This window comes from Methylobacterium oryzihabitans (genome assembly GCF_004004555.2).
GTDB classification, from domain to species: Bacteria; Pseudomonadota; Alphaproteobacteria; order Rhizobiales; family Beijerinckiaceae; genus Methylobacterium; species Methylobacterium oryzihabitans.
Window position 1 is genome coordinate 1 of record NZ_SACP01000015.1, and the last position, 22,688, is coordinate 22,688.

Sequence of the window (22,688 nt, forward strand, 5' to 3'; positions counted from 1 at the left end):
CTGGCGCGGCACCGAGCAGCCCGGCCGGATCCTGATCCGGGATGCCGGCGGCCAGGAGGTGACGATCCCGCTCTCGTGGCGCGGCCTCGCGCCCGCCCTCGACGCCCTCGCCCGGGAGCGCACCTGACCGGCCGGCCGGCGCGAAGCCGCCCACCGGTCGGTCGCGAACCGTTCCCGCCGACGGAGCGAGGGCGCCGCCTCCTGACCGGCCGGCCGACACGGGAAGCGATCGAGCTCATCGCCGAGAAATGAGAACGAAATTCTCCTGCGCGATCACCCTGCCCGCAGAGGGAGGAGGGTTCGGCGTGCCCGCTTGAATCGGCCTCCCCAACGACGCCCCGTCCGATGCGCGGGATGCCGCGATCCCACCCGATCGCCTTAACGGCCCCGCAAGCCGCCAGCCCCCAAGCTCCCGGGAACGGCGATCCGGGGACACGATGGCGGCGGGACTGACGATCGACGAGGCGCCTTCGCCGGAGGCGGGGCTCGCCCGGACCGCAGTGGTGGTGTTCGGCGTGCGGATCGGCGCGGCCGCCTGCGCCTTCGCGGCCCAGGTGCTGATGGCCCGCCTGATGGGCGGGACCGAGTACGGGATCTTCGCGACGATCTGGATCTGGACCGCGCTGCTCGGCCACGCCTCGACCTGGGGCCTGTCGCAGGCCGCCTGCCGCTTCCTGCCGGCCTATCGGGTCGGCGGCGAGACGGCTTCCGAGCGCGCCTTCCTGGTCTTCGGGGCCGCTCTCTCCCTCGGCGCCGCCGCGGCGCTCGCGGCCGCAGGGGCGGGGGCCGTCATGGTGTGGCCGCGCCTCCTGCCCGACACCTACCTCGCCCCGGCGCTCCTCGCCGCGCTGATCCTGCCGCTGTTCGCGCTCCAGGATTTCTGCGAGGGCGTCGCCCGCAGCCGGAACTGGACGCTCGCGGCGATCGTGCCGCCCTACCTGCTGCGGCAGGGCCTCATCATGGCGGCGATGCTGGCGGCGGTGGCCGCCGGCGCCCCGGCGGACGCCCGGGTCGCGGTCGCCGCCACCCTCGCCGCCACCGCGGTCGCGCTCGCGGTCCAGGCCGGGCTCCTCGGCTGGCGCCTGCGCCGGCTCTGGCCGGGCCCCCGCGCCTACCGGGGCCGCACCTGGATGCGCACCGCCCTGCCGCTGGCGCTGGTCGACCTCGCCGGCTCGGGCTTCAACTTCGTCGACGTGCTGATCCTCGGCTTCCTGCTGTCGCCCGAGCAGGTCGGGCTGTACTTCGCCGCGACACGTCTGCTGCAATTCCTCGTCTTCGTGTCCTTCGCCGCCTCGGCGGTCACGGCACAGCGCTACGCCGAGGCGGCCGCCCGCGGCGACCGCGCCCGCCTCGCCGCGCTGGTGCGGCGCTGGTCGCGCCTGACGCTGCTCGCCACCCTCGCCACCGGCCTCGCGCTGGCCGCCGCGGGGCCGGTCCTGCTCGGCCTGTTCGGCCCGGAGTTCCGGGCCAGCGCCGGCCTCCTCGCGGTGCTGGTCGCCGGGCAGATCGGCGCGGCGGCGTTCGGCCCGGCGGAAGACGTGCTGACCATGCTCGGCGGGGAGGGGGCCTGCGCTGCGGTCACCCTCGGCCTCGTCGCGGTCGCGGCGGTCCTCGTCCTGGCGCTGGTCCCATTCCTCGGGGTGATGGGCGCGGCAATCGCCGCCGGCGGGATCGCGGTCGCCCGCGGGGCGATCCTCGCGCTCCTCGCCCGGCGCATCCACGGCCTCGCCACCCCGGCCCTCGCGAGGCGCATCCGATGACCGCCGCCGAGACGAGGCCTGCCCGGGCCACCATCCTTCGCTCAGAGATCGTCTCGGCCGCCGCTCTGGCGCAACGGCCCGAGGCCTGGGACGACCTCGCCCGCCGCGCCGCCGCGCCCTCGGTCGAGGCCGGCCGGAGGATGGTCGAGGCGCACCGCGCCCACGGCCTCGCTCCGGCCGATCTCGCCTGCGTGACGGTTCGGCGCGGCGGCGACCTCGTCGCCCTGCTGCCGTTCCGCGTCCGGCCGGGTCCCCTCGGCGTCGCCTCGCCCTTCACCTCGCCCTACGTGACCGCGACGCTGCCCCTCGTCGCCGCGAGCGACGGACCCGAGATCCTCGCCGCCCTCGCCGACGGGCTGGCCCGGGCGGGCGGCGGGCGCTCGTGGTGGTGGCCGCTGCTGCCCGACCGGGCGCCGGTCGGGCCGGGCCTGCTCGCGGTCCTGGAGGAGCGCGGCTGGCGCCGGGTGGCGGTCGGCGCCTTCGCGCGCCCAGTGCTGCACCGGCGCGCCAGCTTCGCGGCCTTCGCCGCCGGGCATCCGCGCAAGGGCCGCCTCAAGGACCTGCGCCGCCGCGAGCGCCGCCTCGCCGAGGCCGGCGAGGTCGCGGTCGAGAGCGTCGGGCCGGACGGCGACCTCGCCGCGGCGGTCGAGGCGTTCCTCGCCCTGGAGCGCGCGGGGTGGAAGGGCCGGGCCGGGACCGCCCTGGCCTGCCGGCCCGACACCGCCGCCTTCGCCCGGGCGCTGTTCCGGCCCGCCGACGACCCGGTGGTGCCGCGGGCCGACCTGCTGCGGCTCGACGGCAGGCCGATCGCCGCGAGCCTGTCGCTCGTCGGCGGCGGCACCGCGGTGCTGCTGAAGACCGCCTACGACGAGACCCGGTCCGACCTCGCACCCGGCGTGCTGCTCGAACACGCGATCGTGCGGGCGGTCCACGACACCGCCTTTGCCGACATCCTCGATTCGGCGACCCTCGACAGCCCGGTGCTCGCCGACCTCTACCCGGACCGCGAGACCGTCGCCGAGTGGGTCCTGGCGCCGCCCGGCGCGTGGCAGCCGCCGGAGGCGGTCGCCGCGGCGATCCGCTGGCGCCATCTCGCCCGCGACTGGGTCGGCAAGCGACGCAGGCCGTGAGGCGCCGGCCTCACCGGGCCTCCCGCCAGCCGACCGTCGCCCCGGGCTTCGCGTCGGTCGAGGCGAAGTACGGCTTGATGTCGAGGAGCGGCGTGCCGTCGAGGCAGTCGAGGCCGCGGACCCGGAGCCAGTCGGGGCCGATCTCCAGCAGGTCCGCCACCGAAACCGCGATCGGGTTCGGACGGGCCGGCGAACGCAGCGCGAAGGTGCCGCGGCTCGCCGGGGCGTGCCGGGGCCGCTGGGCGACGAGATGGCGCGGGGCGCGGTCCATCCAGTACAGCACGATCAGGTGGCTGGTGCCGGCGAGATCGCGCAGGCCCGGCGCGTAGCGCGGGTCGAGTTCGAGCCTGCACACGGCCGGCGACTGCGCGGCGTTCTTCGGACACTCCTCGCGCTGGGTCCACGGCGTGCGGATCCGGCCGATGTAGTAGAGCCCGGCGTCGAACGCCTCCGGGAGGAGGATGGTCTCCTCGCCCGGCCGGATCTCGAACGGGTCCGACTGCCGCGATGCGTTCTCCAACGGGTCACCTCCGAATGTACGTGGTCCACCCCCGGCGATCTCACCCGAATGGAGGATGACGGGAGCGCGGCCCTGGCCGAGGCTGACCCCGAGGCAACGAGGTGTCGTTCGCCGGGGAGGCACCATGGCCGAGATCGGACTGGATGACTACCTCGGCGTGGTGGATGCGATCTACGAGGCGGCCTTCGATCCCGGCGGGTGGGACCGGGTCTGCGCCCGCTTCTCGCAACTCGCCGGTCCCGGTGCGTCCGGTGGGGCCGGGCGGACCGGCGAGCGGCCGATCCCCCGCAGCCAGCCCGACCCGCACTGGATCGAGCGCCTCTACGGCGACCTCGTCCGGGTCGCGCCGTTCCCCGATTCCGGCCCGTCTCTGCGGGCCGGCTTCGCCGACGCGCACTCGACGATCCTGCCGGCCGAGGGGCAAGCCCGGTCCGACGTCCTCGGCGACCGGGCCGTGCCGGCCGGCTTGCGCGATTCGCTCCTCGCCGCACTGGACGGGTCCCGGCCCGGCCCGGACCGTCACGCCGCGATGCGATGCGCGCCGGGCGCCGACGTCGCCGACGACGGCCTCGCATTGCTGCGCCGGCTCATGCCCCACATGATCCGCGCCCTTCGCCTCGGCCAGGAGGTGTGGCTCGGCCGTCAACGCCAGCAACTCCTCGAAACCTGCCTCGGCGCGCTGTCGAGCGCGGTCCTGGTGCTCAACGAGGGCCGGCAGGTGATCTTCCTCAACCCGGCGGCCGAGGCGCTGGTGCGCCACGGGGATGCCCTGACGATCCAGGGCGGCACCCTGCTCGCGCGCGAATCCGGCTCCGATGCCTGCCTCCAGCGCGCCCTAGCGGCCGCCGTCGCGGCCGCAGGGGAGGGTGGGACCGCGACCGACGTCGCGATCGCGCGGCCGACCGGAATGGCGGTGGCCGCCACGGTGCTGCCGCTCGCCCGCGGGCGGCGGCCGGCCTCGCCCGTCCACGGCGCCGCCCTCGTGCTGATCGGCAGCCCGGAGGCGCAGTGCCGCAACGGCGTCGCGGTCGTCGCCGGCACCCACCACCTCACCCCGACCGAATCGCGCCTGCTCTCGGCGCTGGTGGTCGGCGACGGCCTCGGCGCCGCCGCCGAGGAACTCGCCATCGCGCCCACCACGGCCCGGACCCACCTGCAGCGGATCTTCCTCAAGACCGGGACCGAGCGCCAGGGCGAGCTGATCCGCCTCGTCACCACCCTGGCGGCGCCGACCCAGCGCGGCGTCGGCTGAGGCACCTGCCCCCGGACGCTGCCGGCTTCCGGCCGTGACGGCCGCACGCCTCCGGGACCGGGGGGCGCCGTCGGGCCCTTCCGAACGAGCCGCGTGCCGGCCGGGCACCAGTGTCATACGAAATCCGATCGATCGCTCGGCGATCCTCCGGGATCGCTTCGCGATGCGGATTTCGCCTTCGCTCGAGCGCCGCGCGGGCTGGCGATGGCGCGGTTCGGGAGCGCCGGAACCCGCCCGAGGCGCGAAGGACTCGCCCGTGGCGCATTTTCGGCGCAAAAGCCTGCAACGGGGACCGATTGAGATTCCGTTACGCGGCCTTCGCGAGCCGCGCGGGGACCGCCGATGAGACAACCGCCCGACCGCGTCGTCGCCCGCGAGCGCCGCGCCTGGACCGACGAGACCGACGCCTGGAGGCAGGCGCGCGCGGTGCAGAAGGGCTATCGCATCCGCTGGGGCTACGTCTCCATCGCCTACCTCGTCGAGTTCCTGGTGATCGCCGCCTCCCTCGCCGGGGCGTGGTTCTTCGCCGAGACCTACGCCACGCCTGGCGATCAGAGCTTCTGGTTCATGCTGCTGGCGCCGATCGTCTACGCGGCGATCGAGCTGTGCCGGGTCCCGCTCGGCATCCTGATCCGGGTGCAGCGCGACTGGTGGATCAAGGGCCTCGCGATCGTCGGCATCGTCATGGCGGCGGGCGTCACCACCAAGTCGGTGTCGCAGCTCGGCGAGATGATGTTCCATCCCCGCCTCGCCGAGGCGAGCAAGGCCCGCTCCGTCCTGAAGGAGGCCGAGGCCGACCGCGCCAGCCTCGACACCCGCATCGTCCAGGCCGACGCCCGCGTGGCCCAGTACACCGCCCAGTCGGAATCCCTCGACAAGCGCACCTCCGAGGCCTCGGCCCAGCTCGCCGGCCTGCCCGGCCAGCGCTGCGAGCGGGTGTCCGGGACCAACAGCAAGGGCCAGCGCTACAACTACCTGCGCTGCGTCACCGACCCGCGCACCGCGACGATCGCCGGGAGCCTCAAATCGGTCAACGACGAGCGGGCGGCGGTGACGAGAAACCTCGCCGAGGCCCGCACCGCCCGGGCGCAGCTGGACCGCGGCGAGTCCGACCGCCGGGTGGCCGAGGCGGATGCGCGCTACCGCGACGCGGTGCGCCGCTCCCAGCTCCACTCCTTCACCGCGATGGTCTACGGCGTCGACCCGGTCGACGTGACCGATCAGCAGGTCCACGCCTTCCTGCGCATCTTCGTGTTCGTCCCCGCGCTCTGCGCCGCCTTCGCGTCGACGCTGCTCGCCCTGTGCTCGGTGCAGTTGCGCCGCACCTACGGCGACGAGGACGACCTCGGCGCGGCGATGGACGCGGAGGGCGCCCAATACATCCTGGCGCCGTTCGCCGAGAGCATCGTCAGCGGCGTCAACGCCTCGCTGCACCGCTCGGTGCGCGACGCCATCGCGTCGGGCGCGGCGATCCCCCTCGACCAGCGCCGCGTGCCCCCGGCCGGCGGCAGCGCCCCGGCCTGATACGGTTTTTGGACGAATCGTTCGAAAACCATATCACCAGCCCGCGCGGCGCCTGAGCGAAACCGAAATTCCCATTGCGAAGCGATCAATCGGATTTCGTATGACGGAAGACCCCTCACGATGAGCTATCTCGCCCCGGGCACCCCCGAGAACGTGGCTTTGGCCCAGCACGTCAACGGGCGGCTGCGCGCCGAGGCCCGCATCATCGCCGCCCGGGCGTTCCTGTTCCGGGCCGGCGGCCTCGGCCTGCTGCTGGCGCTCGGCGGAATCGGCCTGGGGGCCGCCTTCTACGGCTACGCCGCGATGAACGACGTGCGCGGCGCCGCCGACAAGCTCGCCGCCGCGCTCACCACCGCGCTCAGCGACGTGACGCTGAAGACCAAGGGCGAGGTCACGCTGACCGACCGGACGCTGAAGCTGGAGGGCGCGCCGCCGGCGCCGGCCGGCCGGCCCGACGTCGCGGCGATCAAGAACCAGGGCAAGTCCGAGGCGGCGGCCGGTGCCGCCGTGCGCACCGACTTCACGGTGTTCAAGACCGTGCCGTATCTCGACGGCTCGATCGTCACCGGCTGGAACTTCAAGGGCGACGAGGCCAAGCCCGAGCGGCAGTACTGCTACGTCTCGCGGCCGCAGACCTTCGGCGACGGCACGACCTCGAAACAGACCACGGTCGCGGTCGACGGACAGGTGCTGCCGCAGCCGGCCGGCGCGGAAGTCGTGTTCGCGGTGATCGCCCGCAGCTGCATCTGGTTCGACCCGGCCAAGATCTGACAAGAATCTCGGGACGATTCGTTCCGAAATTCTTGTCACGAGCCCGCGCGGCACATGAGAGCCTTTTTGAGCGATGGTCCATCGTATTTATCGCGCGAAGCACCACTTTCCCGGACGACTGAAGCGATAGCGGAAGGAGATCCGGGAACCAGACGTCAGATGTGCCGCGAAGCGGCTCAGCCTGACAGCACTGTCGCTGAGTATGGACGCTTCGCGCATTGTTGTGCTGGATCCCGGATCTCCTTCCACTGCGTTCCAGTCGTCCGGGAAAGGGGGGAGCTTGTTCTTTAAATCGAGAGTCAAACAGGCTCTGAGCGAAGCCGATGTCCGCATCGCGAAGCGATGATCGGACATCGTATGACCGGCGGGTCGTCGGTCACAGCACCGCGACGGTCTCGCCGATGACGCCGGCGAGGGTGCCGGTGAGATCCGCCGCCTGCGGCCGGTCGCCGTTGCGCAACGCCGCCTCGATCCGGCTCGCGAGCACCGCGATGCGGTTCGCCCCGACACCGAGGGCCGATCCCTTGAGGGTGTGGGCGAGGTCGGCCCGGTCGTCGGGGCCGCGGGCCTCGTCGGCGATGGCCGGGCCGAGGCGGCGGCACTGCTCGGCGAAGAGGTCGAGGAGTTCGCGCGCCAGCGCCTCGTCGCCGAAGGTCTGGCGGGCGAGGTGTTCGCGGTCGAGCAGGATGTCGTTCACGTCCATGCCGTCATCCGGCCCCCATGCTGTGGACGACGACGCCGCGACGGCGCCGTGACCTTGCTGTCGGGGCTCTGTTCTAAGCGTAACCATTGGCGATGACCACCGGCCGGGGTCGGGCCCGGGGCGGGCGGCGGGTCCGGTGCCGTCCCGTCCGGTCGCTGTCCACAGGCGGGTTCACAGGCGCTCCGGCCGCGGCCGGGTCCGGAATCCGGTGCCGGCACCGCGGGATAGCTCCGAGACGGGCACGCCCGGCGTGGCATGGTAACCATTCGGTTAAGGATTTCGGTGGGGTTCGCGCGGTTCGGGTATCCCCCTGCTACTCCTTGGGTCTAAGGTTTGCTCAACGATGATGGCGGGGTTGCGCGGCCCGTGGGCGGCGCGACCGAGGGGGGTGGTCCGGCACCCCCGGCGGAGCCGCCGGATCAGTTCAGGCGTACGAGGCGTTCGATGGCGACGGACAAGAAGCTCAAGGATCCGACGGAAGCGGCGCTGTCGGCGATTGAGCAGGCCCTCAACCTGGATCCCTCCACCGAGTCCCGGGCGGGCGGCCGGACCGAGCCGCGCCTGCCCGACGTCGACGATTCCGACCCGCTGACCGACGCCGCCCGCCGCCCGGGCGAGCCCGGCTTCGACGGCAGCGCGCTGCCGGAATTCGGCCGCGAGCCCCGCCGCGAGGGCGGGCTGCTGCCTCCCGACCGCTCCCTCGTCGCCAACGACGACCGCCGCAGCGTCGGCGCCCTGCAGCAGACCCTTAGGGTGCAGCCCTCGCGGGCGCCTTACCTGGTGGCCCTCGTCGCCTCGCTCCTCTGGCTCGCCGGGTTCGGCGTGCTGGTCTGGCGCCAGTCCGTCGGCGACGTCGCGGGCTTCGTCGCCGCGCTCGGCGGTCTCCAGGCGGCGGTCGGCGCCGCCGCGGTGCTGGCGCCGGTGCTGCTGTTCTTCATCGCCGCGATGCTGGCGGTGCGCGCCCAGGAGATGCGCCTCGTCGCCCGCGCGGTCGGCGAGGTGGCGATCCGGCTCGCCGAGCCGGAGGGCTTCTCCACCGATGCCGTCCTCACCATGTCGCAGGCGGTCCGGCGCGAGGTCGCGGCGGTCGGCGACGGCGTCGAGCGGGCGCTCGCCCGGGCCGGCGAACTCGAGACCCTGGTCCGCGGCGAGATCTCGACCCTGGAGCGGGCCTATTCCGACAACGAGATCCGCATCCGCACCCTCGTCGACGAACTGGTGGCGCAGCGCGAATCGATCGTCGCCAACGCCGAGCGGGTCCGCGGCGCGATCCAGGGCTCGCACCAGAGCCTGACCCAGGAACTCGACACCGCCGCCGACCGCATCGTCACCGCGGTGAGCGGCGCCGGCGAGCGCGTCACCGCCTCCCTCGGCGGCCGCGGCGAGGAGATCACCGCCGCCCTCGCGCGGCAGGGCGACGAGATCACCCGTTCGCTCGAAACCGCCGGCGACCGGGTGGTCGCCGGCGTGTCGGAGCGCGGCGACGACCTCGTCCAGCGGCTGCTCGCCACCAGCGAAGGCGTGCGGTCGGGCCTGACCGGCATCGGGGACGGCGTGACCGCCTCGCTGGAGAACCGCGCCCGGGAGGTGACGGAGGCGTTCGAGCGCACCGGCGGCCTGCTGACCGCGACGCTGGCCGAGAATGCCGGCGCCCTGTCGCGCTCCCTCGCCGCGACCGGCGCCGAGGTGGTCGAGGCCCTCAACAGCCAGGGCGAGCAGACCCGCGAGTCGTTCGAGCGCTCGGCCCGCACCCTGGAGGAGAACTTCCTCGCCCGCGGCGGCGACCTGACCGAGCGCTTCGCCGAGACCGGCGCCCAGATCACCGAGCGCTTCGCCGCTTCGGGCAGCGCCGTGGCGGCCCACATCGCCGACCGCAGCCGCGCCCTGCGCGAGGAGATCGAGACCGCCGGCACCGAGGTCGTCGCGACGCTCGAGACCCGCGCCCGCGACGCCGAGACCTCGCTCACCCGCGCCAGCGACGGCGTGCTGGAGGCGTTCTCCGGCAAGGCGGTGGCCTTGCGCGACGATCTCGTCACCGTGCTGGAGGAGGCCGCCCAGGTCATCGGCATCCGCGGCGCCGACCTGTCGAGCCAGCTCGAAGGCACGATCGGCCGCATCGAGGAGACGCTGACCGTGCGCGGCGGCGCCCTGGAGCAGGGTCTCGCCGAGACCGGCGAGCGCGTCGCGACGCTCATCGGCACCCGCGGCCAGGAGGCCGCCGGCACCCTCGACCGCTCGCTCGCCGAACTCGGCGCGGCGTTCGAGACCCGCACCGCCGGGCTGCTCGACGGCCTCACCGCCCGCTCCGCCGCCGCCGGCGCCGCCTTCGGGGCCGCCGCCGAGACGCTGCAGGGCGTGCTCGACGCGCGGGCCGAGGCCGCGGTCGCGGCCCTGCGCGGCACCGCCGAGGCGGTCGGCCAGGATCTCGACCGGCGCGCCGCCGAGGTCGCGGCCCTGTTCCGGCAGGCGTCGGAGACCGCGGGCGGCGATGTCGGCCTGCGCGCGGCGGAAGCCGCCGAGGCGTTCCGCCTCGCCACCGAGGCGGCGACCGGCGCGGTCGGGGCCCGCACGGCAGAAGCCTCCGAGGCGATCCGCGCCGCCGGCGCGACCACTGCCGAGACTCTCGCGGCCCAGGCCGCCGAGGCGGTGGCGGCGTTCCGGCGCGCGGCCGAGGACAGCGCCCACGCGGCGTCGGCCTCCGGCGCCGGCGCGGTCGAGGAGGTCAGGAAGGCGTTCGAGGGCCTGAACCACGAACTCGACGGCCGCGCCTCAGAGGCGGCGGCGGTGTTGCGCCGTGCGAGCGAGGAGGCGACCGGCGCGATGAGCGCGCGCACGGTGGAAGTGGCGCACGTCTTCCGCCGCACCGTCGAGGCGTCGGGCAGCGAACTGGAAAGCCGCGCCGGCGAGGCCGCCGCGCAACTGCGGCAGGTCGCCGAGAGGGCGACGAGCGAACTCGGCGCGCGCACGGCGGAGGTCGCGGCGGTGCTGCGCGCCGCTTCCGGCGAGGCGCAGGAGGCGGTGGGTGCCCGCACGGCCGAGAGCGTCGAGGCGTTCCGCCTCGCCACCGAGGCGGCGGCCGAGGCGGTGCGGGCGCGCGGCGCGGAAGCCGCGCTGGCGCTGGTGTCGGCGGCCGACGAGGCGGGCGCGTCGCTGGGCGAGCGCACGGCGGCGGCGGGCGCGTCCTTGCGCGAGGCGCTGCTGGGGCTGGTGAGCCGCAGCGAGGAGGCCGCGGGGACGCTGAGCCTGCGGGCGGGCGAGGCGGATGCGGCGCTGAACGCGTCGCTGGGCCAGCTCGCGGCGCGGGCGGAAGAGGCGGCGTCGGTGATCGCGGGCTCGGCCGAGACGGTGCGGGGGGCGCTGGATCTTCGCACGCAGGACATCGCGGCGACGTTCGGTCGTCTGGCGGAGGAGGCGGCGGGGCTGATCGGTCTGCGGACGGAGGAGGCGGACGCGGCGCTGCGGGCGTCGATCGGTCGTCTGGCGTCGCGGGCGGAGGAGGCGGCGTCGGCGATCGCCGGCTCGGCCGAGACGGTGGGCGGTGCGCTGGACGCGCGCAGCCAGGAGGCGGTCGAGCGCTTCGTGCGCGCCGCCGAGGCCGCGGCGGCCCGGATCGACGGCTCGGCCGCGACGGTGACCGGGGCCCTCGACGCGCGCAGCGGCGAGGCGGCGGAGCGGTTCGAGCGGGCGGCGGCGCAGGCCAGCGGCACGATCGGGACCCGGACCGAGGAGACCGATGCGGCCTTGCAGGCGGCGGTCGAGCGGCTGTCGGCGCGGGCCGAGGAGGCTGTGGCCGCCATCGCCCGCTCGGGCGAGGATGTCGGCGGTGCGCTCGCGACCCGCCTGATCGAGGTCGAGTCGTCGTTCGGCGAGCACGGCCGCAGCGTCACCGCGCTGATCGGCCAGCAGGCCGACGAGGCCCGGATGCAGCTCGCCACGGTCGGCCGCGACATCGTCGTGGCGGTCGCGAGCCAGGGCGCCCGGGTCAACGACGCCCTGGTGCGTACCAGCGAGGCGCTCACCGACACCGCCGCGACGAGCGGCCGGGTGATCGACGAGGTCCTGTCCAACCGCCTCGCGGCGCTCCAGGACGTGATCGCCCGCGGCGACATCCTGGCCGAGCGGATTTCTCGCGATACCGGCCACCTCACCGAGGCGGTCGGCGGCCGCCTGGAGGAGATGGACCGGCTCATCACCGTCCAGGGCCGCGCCGTCGCCGAGAGCATCGCTGAGCGGACCCGCGAGGCGCGCGAGGTGGTCGAGACCCAGCTCGGTGCCCTCGAGGAGCGCTCGGCCCGGCGCAGCGCCGAGATCGGCGCGACCTTCAGCACCCTCGTCGGCCATATCGACCAGCATCTCGGCGCGCGCGCCACCGCCCTCAACGAGGCGCTGATCGTGCGGGCCGGCGAGATGGCCCGCGTCATGGCCGAGGGCGGCCGCGAGGTCGCCCAGGCCCTCGACGCCCGGGCCGACGAGCTCGCCCGGGCGATCACCGCCCGCAGCCAGCAGATGAGCGACGCGCTCGCCGCCCGCGCCGGCGAGATCGGCGATGAGCTCGGGCGCCGCACCGAGGACCTCGCCCGCCGCCTCGACGCCAACGCGGCGCATTACGACGAGCGCGTGCTCGCCCGCCTCGACGCGGTCGGCGCGGCCCTCGACGAGCGCAGCCGCATCATCGACGAGGCGTTCGGCACCAAGGCCCTGGAGGCCCTGCGCCTGATCGAGGAGCGCACCCGCACCATCGACGAGGAACTCGGCAGCCGCGCCCGCGAGCTGGTCGGCTTCGTCGAGAACCACGGCGGCGAGGCCGGCCGCGACCTCGCGGTCCACGCCGAGGCGATCCGGACGGCCTTCGAGGGCCGGTCCGAGGCCCTGGCCCGGCTGGTCGAGGAGCGCACCGCCGCGATGACGGCGGAGATCGACGAGCGCGGCCGCGCCCTGTTCGGCACGCTCGGCGGGCGCATCACCGAGATCGCGCGCCTGTTCGACCGCGGCGGCGCCTCGCTCGCCGAGCTGCTCCAGGCCCGCGGCGAGACCCTGGTCGGCACCCTGCGCGAGGTGGTGGCCGAGGCCGACCGCACCATCGAGGCCGGCACCGGCCGCATCGCCGAGACCGCCGAGGCGCGCAGCACCGCCCTGGTGACGATGCTCGACGCCCGCGACGCCGCCGTCGAGCGCCAGTTCGGCGAGCGCATGGCCGCCCTGCGCGGCCTCGTGGATGCCCAGGCCGAGACGATCCGCGGCCTGCTCGACGAGCGCGCCGGCCGGATGCAGGCCGGGTTCGACCACCGCCTCAACCTGCTGCGCGAGATCCTCGACCAGCGCACCGGCGCGATGCACGGCCTGCTCGACGCCCAGGCCGAGGCCCTGCGCGGCGTACTCGACGAGCGCGCCGGCGCCGTCGAGGGCGCGGTCGAGCGCGGCACCGCGGCCATCGCCGCCGCCTTCGACGGCCGGATCGACGCCCTCGACCGGCTGGTCGAGAGCCGCGGCGCGGCCCTCGCCGAGACCCTCGACGCCCGCGCCGGCACCCTCGCCAGCGTGGTCGAGGACCGCGGCGACGCCTTCGCCCGCCACGTCGAGGCCGGGGCCGAGGCCCTGGCGCGGCGCCTGCAGCAGCAGGTCGACGGCTTCGACGCGGCGGTCGGCCTGCACACCGAGGCGGTCGCCGCCCTGGTGGACGGCCGGCGCGACGACCTCGCGCGGCTGCTCGGCGAGCGCGGCGAGGAGATCGCGGCGCTGATCCAGGAGCGGATCGCGCAGGTCGACGGCACCCTGGACGCGGGCCGCCGCAGCCTCGCCGGTCTGCTCGACGAGCGCCGGGCCGGGCTCGGCCGCGACCTCGAGGCGCGGACCCTCGCGATGGTGCGGCTGGTGGACGAGCGCCGGGCGGAGATCGCCCGCCTCGTCGAGACCGGCGGCGACGCGCTCACCGCGGGCCTCGACGGGCGCACCCGCGACCTCGCGGCGGCGGTCGAGGCCGGCGCGGCGCTGAACCGCGAACTGGCGGAGCGCGTCGCCGCGCTCGCCGACACGATGGCGCAGGCCGGCGAGACCCTGTCGGGCCTCGTCGACGGCCCGAGCCGCGAGCTGGCCGCGACGATCGAGACCCGGGGCACCGCCCTGGTCGAGGCGCTCCAGGCCCGCATCGACGCCCTCGGCCACGTCGTCGAGGATCGCAGCCAGGCCCTCGGCGCGCTGGTGGACGACCGCAGCCGGGCGCTCGGCACCCTGTTCGACCGCCGCGGCGGCGCGCTCGCCGAGGCGATCGACCGCAGCGGGCAGGCGCTCGGCGGCATGCTGGAGACCCGGACCGCCGAACTGTCCGGCGCGGTGGAGCGCGGCAGCGCGGCGCTGGCCGGGCTGGTCGGCGAGTTCGCGAGCCTGTCGGGCGACTTCGCCGGGCTCGCCGGCGACCGCATGGAGGCCCTCGGCCGCCTGCTTGACGACCGCAGCGAGGCGATCACCGCCCGGATCCAGGACCGGATCGCGACCGTCGAGAGCGTGCTCGACCAGCGTGCCGAGGCGTTCGGTGCGCTCGTCGAAGCCCGCGGCGAGGAACTCGCGGCGCTGATGCAGGCCCGGACCGACGCCCTGGCGGGCAGCGTCGACGAGCGCAGCGCCGCCTTTACGGCACGGATCGACGGCCGGATGCGGGCCTTCGCGGCCCTGGTCGCCGCCCGCGGCGAGGCGCTCGCCGACGCGTTCGACGACCGCAGCGACGCCTACGCCGCCCTGGTCGACGCCCGCACCACGGCCCTGACCTCGGCCCTCGACGAGCGGCTGACCGCCCTGCGCGACTCGGTCGACGAGCGCAACGCGCTGCTGACGTCCGGCTTCGACCGCCGGGCGGCGGCCTTCGCGGCCCTCATCGACCAGCGCAGCGCGCTGCTCGCCCGCAGCCTCGCCGAGGCGGCGCGGGAACTGACCCAGGCGATCGACGGCCGCGGCGCGGACCTCGCCCGCACCCTCGGCGCCCAGGCCGAGGCGCTGGCCGAATTGGTCGAGACCCGCGGTCCCGACCTCAGCCGCCGCCTCGACGCGACGGCGCAGAGCCTGCGGCAGGCGGTGGACGAGCGCGGCACCGCCCTCGTGGCGGCGCTGGACGCCAGCGGCGAGCGGGTGGTCGGCGGCCTCGACCGGCAGATCGCGCAACTGCGCGAGCTGATCGACGGCCCGGCCGGCGAGCTGGTCTCGGCGATCGGCGAGCGCGGCGCGACCCTGGAGCGGGCGCTGACTGAGGGCGTCGGCGCCGTGCTGGAGGCGATGCACCACCGCAGCCGGGAACTCGCGACCCTGTCGGCCCGCGCCGCCGACGAGATGCGCCGGGCGGTCGACCAGGGCTCGCTCAAGGCGGTCGAGGCGATGAACGAGGCCCATGGCCGCCTCGGCACAGACCTCGGCGCCCTGCTCGGCCGGGTCGAGGCGGCCTCGGCGGCCCTGCGGGAGATCGCCGGGGAGGCCGGCGAGAACCTCGGCGCCGTCGAGGGCGGCCTCGCCGAGCGCATCGCGCAGATCCAGGCGGTGCTGGGCGAGATCGCGACCCAGACCGGCCGGGCCTCGACCGGGGTGTCGGAGCAGGTCGCCGCGCTTCAGGACGCCGCCAACGGCGCCCTGCGGCAGGCCGGCAGCCTCGCTAGCAGCCTCGACGCGAGGGCGCGCACCCTCGCCGAGACCGCGCGCAGCCATCTCGGCACCCTGACCGACGCCGCCAACGCCCTCGACGGGGCCGAGAACCGGATGGCCGGGGCGCTCGCCGAGCGCCGCGAGGCGATCGACGCGCTCCTCGCCCGGATCGAGGAGCGGGCCGGGGACCTGACCGGCGCCACGGCGGGCTTCGGCGCCCGCATCGAGGAGACGCTCGCGTCGATCGAGGCCCGGACCGGGGCGATCGGCGCCAGCGTCGCCGAGCGCGCGAAGGCGGCGAGCGAGGCGGTCGCCGCGGCGTTCGAGCGCCTGCGGGCCGAGGCGGACGGGCAGGGCGCCCGCACCGCCGAGACGGTGCGCAAGGCGGTCGAGGGAGCGTCCGGCGAGCTGTCGGGTGCGTTCGGCGATGCGGCGACCCGCTTCCAGGGCACGGTCGAGACCCTGACCGGGATGGCCGCGGAGATCCGCCGCACGCTGGACGAGATCCGCCGCGACCTCGAACGGGGCGTCAGCGCGATCCCGCAGGAGACCCAGGACGCGACGAGCGAGATGCGGCGGGTGGTCGCCGAGCAGATCAGCGCCCTCAACGAGCTGTCGGCCCTGGTCGCGCGCTCCAACCGCTCGGTCGACGTCGCCCAGCCGAAGGCGGAACCCGCCCGGGTCGCCGAGGCCGGCCGCGCCGCCGCCCCGGCCCGCGGCGCGCCCGCGCCGGAGCCAGTCCAGCCGCGCCCGGTCCCGGTGAGGCCCGGCCCGGTCGAGCCCCGGCGCGACGCCCCCGCGGGCAAGGCCGGGACCGGCTGGATCTCCGACCTCCTGAGCCGCGCGTCGCAGGACGAGGACGGCGCCGAGGCCGCCAAGGCCCCGGCCAAGCCGGCCGCCAACGGGGCGACCCCCGCCAGGGCTCCGGGCAAGCCGGCCGCCGACAAGGGCGGCCGCGACAAGCCGGGCCGCGACGAGGGCGCCGGGACGATCGACTCGATCACCAGCAACATCGCCCGGATGATCGACCATCAGGCGGCGGTGGACCTGTGGGACCGGTACCGCCGCGGGGAGTCGAACCTGTTCGACCGGCGCCTCTACACGGCGCAGGGCCAGCAGACCTTCGACGAGATCCGCCGGCGCTACGAGGGCGAGCCCGAGTTCCGCCGCACGGTCGACCGCTACGTGCGCGAGTTCGAGCGCCTGCTCGGCGAGGTCTCGCGCACCGACAAGGACCCGCGCCGGGCCAACGCCTACCTCACCTCCGAATCCGGTAAGGTCTACACCATGCTGGCCCATGCCAGCGGGCGCTTCGAGGGCGCGTGAGCCGCCGCACCGGGCGTGCCCGCGCTTCGCGTCGGTCCGCTCCTCGCCCAAGCAGAGTTGCCCCAGGCAGCTCTGCTCGGGTCCTTGTCCCTGCATCATTTTCGCCGCCGAGACGGTGATCATTTCGGCGAATGATGCTTGGTTCCGGGCCGGGGGCGGATCGCCTCGCGGGACATCCTGTCGATCCGGCACCCGCCCGGATCCCGGGTCGAACGGGCATCCCGTTGGTCCGCAACACCGACAGGAGGGACGCGATGGCGGACAGGCGGCACGGCTACCGGGTCACCGTGACCTGGACCGGCAACCGGGGCGAGGGAACGGCCTCCTATCGCGGCTACGGCCGGGACCACCGGATCTCGGTGCCGGGCAAGCCCGACATTCCGGGCTCGTCCGACCCGAGCTTTCGCGGCGATGCGGACCGCTGGAATCCGGAGGAGCTGCTGCTGGCCTCGCTCTCGGCCTGCCACAAGCTGTGGTACCTCGGCCTGTGCGCAGAGGCCGGCCTCGTCGTCGTCTCCTACGAGGACGAGGCCGAGGGCACCATGGTCGAGGAACCGGGCGGCGCCGGCCAGTTCACCGGCGTCGTCCTGCGGCCCCGGGTCGTGGTCGCGGCCGGATCCGATCGCGACCGGGCGGAGGCCCTGCACAGGCAGGCGCACGCGATGTGCTTCATCGCCCGCTCCGTCAACTTCCCGGTCGAGCACCGGGCGACCATCACGGTCGCGGCGACCGCCCCGGTCGCGCCGGCCTGAGCCGATTTCGCAAGAGTGGTATCCGGTTTTGCGACAAAAATCTGCGAAAAATCAAGAATTCAAGAAGACTTGCGTTGGCCTGCCAACGCAAGTCTGCTTAGCCAACCTCACATCTCCCACGCCTCCTGAAGCCGCTGCAGCAGCTCGGCCGCGAGGGCGGCGCGGCCGGTGGGATCCTCGCTCGCCCGGGCGAGCACGACCCGGCCCGGCTTGACCACGAGTCCGTCCAGGACCGGGAACGACAGCCCGGGCCGCAGGTCGGCCGCGACGCCCTGGGGCCCGCCGTTGAGACGCGCGATCCCGAGGCCGAAGCAGCCGGTGCGCAGGCGCGCCAGGGTGATGAGCGCCTCGACCGGCTCGGGCAGCGGGCCGAAGCGGTCCTCGACCTCGCGCCGCAGCGCCTCGACCTCGCCCGGATCGCGCAGGCGCAGCAGGCGGGTGTAGAGGCCGAGGCGGATCTCGGGCTCCGGGATGTAGTCGGGCGGGACGCGGCCGGCGAGGCCGAGGCGGATCTCCGGCGTCCAGTCCTCCGCCGGCTCGCCCTTGGCCGCCCGCAGGGCGAGGTGGAGCAGGTGCTGGTACAGGCCGAGCCCGATCAGCTTGACGTGCCCGGCCTGGCTCTCGCCGACGAGGTCGCCCGCCCCGCGCAGGTCGAGGTCGCGGGCCGAGATCGCGAAGCCGGCGCCCAGCCGGTCGAGGGCCTCCAGCGTGCGCAGGCGCTTCTCGGCGGCCGGCGCCAGCGGCTTGTCCGGCCGGGCGAGGAGGTAGGTGACGCCCCGGCGCTGGCCGCGCCCGACCCGGCCGCGGAGCTGGTGCAGCTGCGCCAGCCCGAAGCGCTCGGCGTCGAACACGATCATCGTGTTGGCCCGCGGCACGTCGAGGCCGCTCTCGATGATGCTGGTGGCGAGCAGCACGTCGCCCTCGCCGTCGGCGAAGCGGACCATGATCTCGTCCATCTCGGCCGGCTTGAGGCCGCCGTGCGCCACCGCGAGGGTCAGGTCCGGGACGAGGCCGCGCAGCCGCGCCTCGACCGCCGGAAGATCCTCGATCCGCGGGCAGACGACGAAGCTCTGGCCGCCGCGGGCGCGCTCGCGCAGCAGCGCCGCCCGCACGGTGTCGGGATCGAACGGAATAAGCACCGTGCGGATCGGCTGGCGCACCGCCGGCGGCGTCGCGATCACGCTGAGGCTCTGGAGCCCGGCGAGCGCCGATTGCAGGGTGCGGGGTATCGGCGTCGCGGTCAGGGTCAGGATGTGGCCGTCGCCGGCGGCCTCGCGCAGGGCCGCCTTGTCCTTCGCGCCGAAGCGCTGCTCCTCGTCGATGACGACGAGGCCGAGGTCGTGGAAGGTCACTCCGCGCCCGGCGAGCGCATGGGTGCCGACGACGAGGCGGATCGAGCCGTCGGCGAGGCCGGCCCTGACGCGCTTGGCCTCCGCCGGGGCGACGAGGCGCGACAGGTGCGCGACCTCGATGCCGAACCGGGCGAAGCGGCGGGCGAAGGTGCGGACGTGCTGGCGCACCAGCACCGTGGTGGGCGCCACCACCGCGACCTGCCGCCCGGCGAGCACGGCCGCGGCGGCGGCCCGCAGCGCCACCTCGGTCTTGCCGAACCCGACATCGCCGCACACCAGCCGGTCCATCGGCCGGCCCGAGGCGAGGTCGGCCGCCACCGCGTCCAACGCCGCCGCCTGATCGGCGGTGAGAGGGAAGCCGAACCCGGCGGCGAAGCGCTCCATCTCGCGCGCCGGCGGCGCCAGGATCGGGGCCGACCGGCCGCGGCGTTCCCCGGCCTCGGCGAGGAGCCGGCGCGCCATCTTGGCGAGGCTCGCCTCGGCTTCGAGCTGGCGCCGCTCCCAGGTGCCGCCTTCGAGACGGTCGAGGGTCACGGCCTCCTCGTCCGAGCCGTAGCGCCAGATCCGGTCGGCCTGGGCGACCGGGACCAGCAGGGTGGCGTCGCCGTGGAAGCGCAGGCGCAACGCCTCGGCGCTGTCGCCGTCTCCGGCATCGAGGGATTCGAGACCCTCGAACACGCACAGTCCGTGATCGCGGTCCACCGCCACGTCGCCGACGCGCAGTTCGACCTCGCCCATCGGCAGGGCGGCGGGGCGTTCCTCGGCCACGGTTCCGGCAGCGCCGAGCAGGTCGGCGGCGGCGAAGACCGTCGCACCCTCGCGCGGCACGCGGAACCCGGCCTCGACGGGAGCGGGGAGCGACAGGATCTCGCCGGGCTTGGCGCGAGCGAGGTCGGCCCAGGACGCGGCCGGACGGACCTTGCGGGCGGCCGCCCGCTCGGCGCTGCGCACGAGGCGCTTGAGGGCCTGGGCCGGGCCGGCGAGGAGAATGCGGTCGCCGGCCTTGAGCCGGCGCGACATCGCCTCGCCGAAGGCCGGCCTGGGCCGCCGCTCGCGGGCAAAGACCGGGACCGACACGTCCTCGCTGTCGTTCGCCGCCGCGACCTCGCGGGCGCGGCGGAAGGCGTCCCATTCGGTGCGGGTCAGGTAGAGGCCGTCCTCGGCCCCGCCGCGGCGGCCGGACCGGCCCTCCTCGATCTGCTCGAAGAACGCCTCGGCCCGCGCCTCGGCGCCGTCCTCGACCACCAGCCGGGCCCCCGCGACCGCGTCGAGCGGCCCGGCGAGGCGCGGGTAGAATCCGGCGAGGCGGTGCTCCTGCCCGGTGAACGGCGCGAAGGCGATGCCGGACTCCGGCGCCAGGATCACCTCGGTCGCCGGATCGACGACGAGGCGGTCGACCTCGCCGAGGGAACGCTGCGACACCGGGTCGTAGCTGCGGATCGCTGTGACCCGGGCGCCGTCGTGCTCGATGCGGCACGGCCGCGGCGCGGCGGCGGGAAACACCTCGATGGTCCGGCCGCGCACCGCGACCTCGCCGGGCTCGTCGATGCGGTCGTCCTGGATGTAGCCGAGCCGGCGCAGGAAGGCGGTGACCGCCTCGGGATCGAGGGGATCGCCCGGCGAGAGTTCGAGATGGGCTGGTCCCCAGGTCTCCGGCGGCGGCACCCGCTGGATCAGCGCCGGGGCGGTGGTGAGGAGGAAGTCCGGCAGGGCGGCCTCGTCGGTGAGCCAGCGCAGCACCCCGGCCCGGGCGCCCATGACCCCGCGCGACGGCGAGGCCCGGTCGAAGGGCAGGCAGTCCCATTCGGGATAGACCGCGACCCGGCATTCCGGATCGAGCCCGCGCAGCAGGCCCGCGAGGGCGTCGAGGCGGCGGGCGTCGCGGGCGACGTGGACCAGCGGACGGCCGGTCTCCCGCAGCCCGAGCAGGGCCACCGCCAGCGCCCCGAGGGGCACGAGGGGCGCGACCCGGTCCCCGGTCTCGACCTCGCTGTGCGTCCGTGTCTTCCGCTTGGCCATCGCCGATCCGCGTTCCGTCCCTGGTCAGGTGCGGAGAACGTTCCGGTCCGGGTGCCGGGTCCCGCGGCGGATCCGTCATCCCCGGAATTCGGCGGTCTCGGGAGGACGATCACATCTGCGGGTCGTCGGCCGCCTCGAGCCGGCCCTGCGCGACCGCGTCGAGCAGCAGCCGGTGGTCGGCGGCGTTGCGGTCGCCGTAGGCGCGGGCCCAGGCGGCGAGCGCCTCGCGCAGGTCGGGGCGCCGGCCGCAATAGCCGGTGATCGCGGCGGCGTCGCCGGTGCGGGCGTGCGCCCGGGCGAGCAGGGCGCCGTAGGCCCAGGAGAAGTACACCAGCGGCTGCCCGCTGAGGCAGCCGACCGGGATCTCGCCCTTCATGTTCTTCATCTGACGGACGTAGAACGGCCGCCCGCCGATGCTGGTCCAGCCGAGCAGCGGGTCGCCGACCGCCTGGAGCAGGCGCTGGCCGTAGATCACCCGCTCGCCCTCGTGCGAGGCATAGGGCTCGGGCATGCCCGGCAGGTAGGGGGCGTGGGCCGGGCGCACCGCCTCCTTGACCTGGAGGAACAGCGCGTCGTGGTCGGAATTGCCGCACAGGAGCGCGACGTAGGCGCGGGTGCCGACGCTGCCGACGCCGACCACCCGGTGGGCGACGTCGACGACGTGGTAGCGGCTGAGCATGAACCGGCGCTCCCGCGGCAGGGTCTCGGCGTAGCGCTCCAGCCCGGCGGTCACCGCCTCGCGGATGTCGTCGTCGACCCGGGTGAGGATCGGCGGCTCCTCGCGGAAGCGCCAGCCGCCGTTGACCTGCCGCTCGCCGACCCGGTCGAGCAGGCTGCGGTTGTGGCGCTTGCGCGCCTTGGCGACCGCCCGCTCGACCACCGACTGCGAATGCGCGTCGATCCGGATCCCGGAGAAGTCGAGCTGGTCGGCCCGCGCCGCCTGATGCCAGACGTCGAGGGGCCCCTGCGGCGCCAGTTCGGCCATCGTGGCCTGATAGCCGCCGACCGCCGCCATCACCGCCTCGTGGCGCTCTTGGGCCGCAACGGTCTCGTCCCGCGCCGCGACCTCGATGCTGACGACGAGGCGCTTGAGGTCCCATTCCCACGGTCCGACCGTCACCTCGTCGAAATCGTTGAGGTCGAGGACGACGTCGCGCTGCGGCGTGCCGAACAGGCCGAAATTCGAGATGTGGGCGTCGCCGTTCATCACCACCGCGATGCCGCTGCGCGGGGTGCGGGCGAGGTCCCACGCCATCACGGCCGCCGCGCCGCGCAGGAAGGCGAAGGGCGAACTCGCCATCCGGGCGACCCGCAGCGGGACCAGGTGCGGCTGGCGCCCCTCGTGGGTGGCCTCGATCAGGGCGATCGGGTCGGGTCGGTCGTCGGCCGGGTTCCAGTCGCCGTGGGCGGCGTGGGGCACCTCGCCGCGCATCGCCTTGCCGGCGAGCCGACGGCGGTTCCAGGGCTCGCCGCTCTGGCGCAGGTCGATATGCGGGAAGTCGGCCAGCGGAGCGAGAACGACGTCGTCGCCGGGATCCTGCTCGCCAGGTTCCCGATCGCCGGGATCCTGCTCCCCGGGTCCCTGCGTCCCGGCGTCTCGCCCCATCGTCTCGGGCTCCTGGAACCGGGCGGCATCGTGCGGACGATCCATCGGCGAACTCATCGCTGGTGACCCGGCTGGTGACCCGGACCAACCTGAGCGGTGACGGTTCGTTCCGGGAGCGGGATTATTCGCCCGCCCCCGTCGTGCGCGCCCTTGCACCGGCTCGCACCAGGCATCCGCGACAAATACGACACGATCGGATCGCTCACGGTCGGAAGCCTTCGGGCACGCGCCCCGCTGCCACGCGTCGCCCCAGCCGCTCGGCCTCGGCGGTCGCCGCATGATAATTCGGCGGCCGGGACCGCGCGAAGACTGTAGCAGCATGGCGATCAGGGTCGAGACGAGAGTTTTTC

Annotated in this window: 11 protein-coding genes; 7 read left to right on the forward strand and 4 right to left on the reverse strand. The window is 74.9% G+C overall.

What is annotated here, in order from left to right; genetic code table 11:
* Nucleotides 1-437: 437 nt before the first annotated feature.
* A complete protein-coding gene (locus EOE48_RS15900; RefSeq protein ID WP_127730848.1) occupies nucleotides 438-1,760 on the forward strand; it encodes a lipopolysaccharide biosynthesis protein in 1,323 nt (440 codons plus the stop codon).
* On the forward strand, nucleotides 1,757-2,890 hold the full coding sequence (locus EOE48_RS15905; protein ID WP_127730850.1) for a GNAT family N-acetyltransferase: 1,134 nt from the start codon (nucleotides 1,757-1,759) through the stop codon (nucleotides 2,888-2,890). The genes EOE48_RS15900 and EOE48_RS15905 overlap by 4 nt, the downstream gene beginning before the upstream one ends.
* A 10-nt stretch (nucleotides 2,891-2,900) precedes the next feature.
* Here EOE48_RS15905 and tsaA read toward each other — a convergent pair whose 3' ends face one another.
* Nucleotides 2,901-3,410: a tRNA (N6-threonylcarbamoyladenosine(37)-N6)-methyltransferase TrmO gene (gene tsaA, locus EOE48_RS15910; RefSeq protein ID WP_246154473.1), complete on the reverse strand. Its 510-nt coding sequence runs from the start codon at nucleotides 3,408-3,410 to the stop codon at nucleotides 2,901-2,903.
* Nucleotides 3,411-3,534: 124 nt separating this feature from the next.
* On the opposite strand from tsaA, the gene EOE48_RS15915 reads away from it, so the two are divergent.
* The 3 genes from EOE48_RS15915 to EOE48_RS15925 all read left to right on the forward strand — a co-directional run bounded on the left by EOE48_RS15915 (nucleotide 3,535) and on the right by EOE48_RS15925 (nucleotide 6,957).
* Nucleotides 3,535-4,662: a helix-turn-helix transcriptional regulator gene (locus EOE48_RS15915; RefSeq protein WP_127730854.1), complete on the forward strand. Its 1,128-nt coding sequence runs from the start codon at nucleotides 3,535-3,537 to the stop codon at nucleotides 4,660-4,662.
* A gap of 342 nt (nucleotides 4,663-5,004) precedes the next feature.
* Nucleotides 5,005-6,186, forward strand: coding sequence for an ATPase (locus EOE48_RS15920; protein ID WP_127730856.1), 1,182 nt, complete (start codon nucleotides 5,005-5,007; stop codon nucleotides 6,184-6,186).
* 120 nt (nucleotides 6,187-6,306) lie between these two features.
* On the forward strand, nucleotides 6,307-6,957 hold the full coding sequence (locus EOE48_RS15925) for a hypothetical protein (RefSeq protein ID WP_127730858.1): 651 nt from the start codon (nucleotides 6,307-6,309) through the stop codon (nucleotides 6,955-6,957).
* Between the two features lie 376 nt (nucleotides 6,958-7,333).
* Here the strand turns inward: EOE48_RS15925 and EOE48_RS15930 are convergent, their stop codons facing one another.
* Complete coding sequence (locus EOE48_RS15930; protein ID WP_127730860.1) at nucleotides 7,334-7,660, reverse strand: Hpt domain-containing protein; 327 nt, start codon at nucleotides 7,658-7,660, stop codon at nucleotides 7,334-7,336.
* Between the two features lie 444 nt (nucleotides 7,661-8,104).
* Between EOE48_RS15930 and EOE48_RS15935 the strand changes: the two genes are divergently transcribed.
* Entirely contained in the window at nucleotides 8,105-16,609 is an 8,505-nt protein-coding gene (locus EOE48_RS15935) for an apolipoprotein A-IV repeat region-like domain-containing protein (protein ID WP_127730862.1), read from the forward strand.
* A 254-nt stretch (nucleotides 16,610-16,863) separates the two neighbouring features.
* Entirely contained in the window at nucleotides 16,864-17,361 is a 498-nt protein-coding gene (locus EOE48_RS15940; RefSeq protein WP_127730864.1) for an OsmC family protein, read from the forward strand.
* Nucleotides 17,362-17,468: 107 nt separating this feature from the next.
* Here EOE48_RS15940 and EOE48_RS15945 read toward each other — a convergent pair whose 3' ends face one another.
* Together EOE48_RS15945 and EOE48_RS15950 are read right to left on the reverse strand one after the other, a co-directional pair.
* Nucleotides 17,469-20,732, reverse strand: coding sequence for a helicase-related protein (locus tag EOE48_RS15945; RefSeq protein WP_127730866.1), 3,264 nt, complete (start codon nucleotides 20,730-20,732; stop codon nucleotides 17,469-17,471).
* Nucleotides 20,733-20,841: 109 nt separating this feature from the next.
* On the reverse strand, nucleotides 20,842-22,383 hold the full coding sequence (locus EOE48_RS15950) for a DUF2252 domain-containing protein (RefSeq protein ID WP_246154475.1): 1,542 nt from the start codon (nucleotides 22,381-22,383) through the stop codon (nucleotides 20,842-20,844).
* Nucleotides 22,384-22,688: the final 305 nt, after the last annotated feature.